5 protein-coding genes are annotated in these 3,420 nt (G+C 34.2%); all 5 read right to left on the minus strand.

Annotation, left to right across the window (positions count from 1 at the left end; translation table 11 throughout):
* Positions 1-830 (minus strand): hypothetical protein (locus C0512_RS14840; protein ID WP_290862954.1); only part of this gene is annotated, 830 nt, incomplete at its 3' end.
* A 13-nt stretch (positions 831-843) separates the two neighbouring features.
* On the minus strand, positions 844-1,185 hold the full coding sequence (locus C0512_RS14845) for a hypothetical protein (RefSeq protein WP_290862956.1): 342 nt from the start codon (positions 1,183-1,185) through the stop codon (positions 844-846).
* A gap of 122 nt (positions 1,186-1,307) precedes the next feature.
* Complete coding sequence (locus C0512_RS14850; RefSeq protein ID WP_290862958.1) at positions 1,308-2,132, minus strand: DUF5131 family protein; 825 nt, start codon at positions 2,130-2,132, stop codon at positions 1,308-1,310.
* Positions 2,119-2,394, minus strand: coding sequence for a hypothetical protein (locus C0512_RS14855; protein WP_290862960.1), 276 nt, complete (start codon positions 2,392-2,394; stop codon positions 2,119-2,121). Before C0512_RS14855 ends, C0512_RS14850 begins: the two co-directional genes overlap by 14 nt.
* A 389-nt stretch (positions 2,395-2,783) precedes the next feature.
* Positions 2,784-3,420: hypothetical protein (locus C0512_RS14860; protein WP_290862962.1), on the minus strand; the 637-nt coding region annotated here is incomplete at its 5' end.

The following is a 3,420-nucleotide window of genomic DNA, read 5'->3' on the forward strand; positions in this document are numbered from 1 at the left end:
TAATAAATGTCATTGTACTTTAAAATGGCGGTTTCTTCTATTCTCATTCCACTATAAGCACATAGCTCAATTCCTTCTTTAGTATATTCCCGATATCTGTTTTTTCTTTCGCCATTAGCTAATATTTGAAAGCCATTTTCTTTAGATATTACAGCTAATATACTTTTAAATTCAGATGATGAAATACTCAATGGATTTGGACTTTCGTATTTCAGTTTCATCTTACTCGGTATGTTTGGTATATCCAGTCCTTTCTCATCAATTAGAAATTTATAAAATTGCTTTAAAGCCCTTATATGATGATTAAAAGTGGAAGAGTTTTTTATTATATTTTCAAGGTATCCATAGTAATCTCCTAGTAAATGCTTGCTAATACTTGTCATTTTTAGTGTTGAAGTTTCATACCCCTTCGATTTGATAAATCGGCCCAATTTTTGAATATACCTAACAGTTTCTTTGATGTGTTTTGCTGAGCGTTCTTTCTGTTCATGTCTTGGGACATCAACATTTTCCAGCCAATCACTAAACATCATTACAAAATCATTGAAGAAGTAATTGTTGTGGTCAGATACTTCCTCGATGGACAAAAAATAAGGGTTCTTTAACTCATCTTTAAAATCAATAAGTTCCTTAACGGCTTCAGTGTAGTCCAGAGACTTTAAATCCCTAGTTTTACGAACGCCATTGAATTTTATAACCGCTTTGTATCGTTGCCTCTCAATAGGGTGATTACAGCCCTTGTATGGGTCTTGGTTTACTTCAATAATCTTCCCACACTTTTTGCATATAACATGCAATCCAACAAATTTTTTAAACTTAAGCATCTTCATACTTCAACCTCAATTAAATCAACTTCTTTCCTATGTTTCCTTTTGGTTTGTAACCACGTTTGTACTTGTTTAAATCCTCTTTAAAAGCCAATAAATTTGGCAGCTCATTTCTTAAGTAAGCATCATAAACTTTACGCCAATTTTCGCCGTGTATCTTTTTTAAACGAAGTATCAATGGCATATCATAAGCCAATTCGAAATCGTTTCTGTATACAAATTCGCCAGAGCAATCTTTATGGACATCCACATTTGACTCCTTGCACCATCTTTTTATGGTATCAGCACTTTTTCTGTTAATAAATGGCCCGATTTCTTTGATGTAGATTCGGTCTACGTTTTGTAATTCGTTTTTCATATTTTTTTGTTGCATGTTTTTAGGTATGGCTAATAATTATTAATTTGCAAATATCCCAGGTAAATTTGCTTATATCCAAGAGAAACCCTGGTTTTCCAGGGTCTCCCAAGAATATTCACATCCTATTTTGTAACCCCAAGGGTGTGGTAAGTTGGAAATTCACGAACCATCAAATCGTCAGGAATTGGTTTGACTTTATCAACTTGCTTAAAGAAAAATGGTACCCCATTTTCTTTGCATTGGTCACGTAATTTTCTGCCCCAGTCAGTATTGAACGGTCTTTTTATTCTTCCTGACTCTCCTCCATTAATAACCCATTCAACAGTTTCTATGAGCCTTAATTCAGAGTCTTTCATTTTGACTGTTAAGTCAATTTCATCTAGTTGTGGTTCAATCGACAAAAAGCGTTGACCATTTACTTTGAATAAATGTGGAATCAAATCATCTGCGGTTTTCTGATTTACTACAGAGGTACCAAACATTACATTCGAAGGCGGGTTTTCCTTCCAAGATTTTGGAATGTATTTGTTTATGTTTGATGGTCTCTTTGTCAAAAGCAAAAACATTAAGTTTGGACAATTTGGCACCACCTCATTGAAAAATTTATCTCTAAGCTGTCCTGTGTTCCAAAACTCGTCTTCATCTTTGACGAGTACCTTTCCCTTTTCATCAAACATTCCTTTTGGCTTTTCGAAAATATCCATCATACTTCCTAAAAAGACACGATGCATTTCACCAGCTCTTTCGGCCTCCCGTTGGTACATATATACACTAGAAAATGAAGATTTAATCTTTCTGCGGATGGAATTTTTGCCCCATAATTTAAGCCCCCATCTTTCAGCCCAAATTTTTGCGTAACAGTATAGGCACCCAGCATGTACCTCCATACAGCCCCACCATAAATTAAGAGTGTGGCGGGTCCACTCTATTGTGCTATTCTTTCCCATTTTCAATTGTTTTAAATTCATCAAAAAATCCATATTCAATAGCATCCTCTACCTTTTGTATTCTTCCAAATAAGCACTTGTCTGAAAATGCAGTAAAGCAATCGATAATATCCTCTTCTGCTGTTGCCCAAACGCTATTTAGTTCACCTAAGCCGTCAATTACATATATGATGTAATTCAATTCTAATCTATTCGCTACTTGATAAAAATCAATTAGCGAACCTTTACCTTTTTCCCAAATTATGGGTTCAATGTGTTGCATGTTATTTTGTTTTTTTATTAAAAATTTTACTTTGTAGCAATGCTACTACTGAAGAATTGATCTTTCAGCTCTTTTAAAAAATTGCCATTTCTTTTAATTTGGCAATTGAAGTCGGACTTTCGTCCACTCATTATATATTAATTTTTCAGGTCCAAAAGACACGTGTCTTCCTGCACCCCTTTCTGGGGTGAACTGAAATCTGATAAATAATTGAGGTAGTTGGTCACTAGAACTAGTGCCAAAGGAGTGTCTACGTTATGTTGTTTCAATGAATGAAACATTTAATTATTTTTTATTTCATTGGCAATTATGGTATTAAGTATTAGACAATGTTTTATCTGGTCGACACAATGTCGTCCTCTTAAGTGATTGATAAATAAATTTTTAGATTATTCTTCTATGATCAAACTAAAGTCCTTTATTCGGATTGCGTTGCGGCTCCTCTCAACGGGTTCTTTAATGATTTTTGCATTTTTTAAGTCAACTAAATCAAATCGAATTTCTGTTATAGGTTCAATAGGCTTGATTTTAACAAATTCAATCATATCAGGTACGTTTTGTTTTCCCAAATATGCTCCAACATCTGCAAATGCCTGCCTACTAAATTTGTTATACTTTAAAACATCGATTGCCCAAGCTATCTGAAACGACATCCCTTTAATCGGATATAGTTCTCGTGCATCAAATTTTGTGTCAGCTGTATATCCATCAGCCATACGTTGCAAATTTTTAGATAAGTTCTTATAATCGATTGGCTTTTTGGTCCTAAAATTTGTATACACTAATTCGTTTAAATTTGGTTTAAGTTCCTTGAATATCATCAAATTAAGCTCTTGACAAAAAGGACTTATCTCAATACCTTGGTCAACTCCATCAATCGCTAGCTTTGATTTTGGTTTATGCGTCTTGTTAATCAGGTCCTCCCACTTTATTTTGAGTTGCTGCCCAATTTTGATACCCCAACAAGTGCCGTGTATAGTGAGTAGAAAATACTCATAATATTTTTGTTCCCATTGCCACATTGCA

The organism is Flavobacterium sp. (assembly GCF_013822155.1).
Classification (GTDB): Bacteria; Bacteroidota; Bacteroidia; order Flavobacteriales; family Flavobacteriaceae; genus Flavobacterium.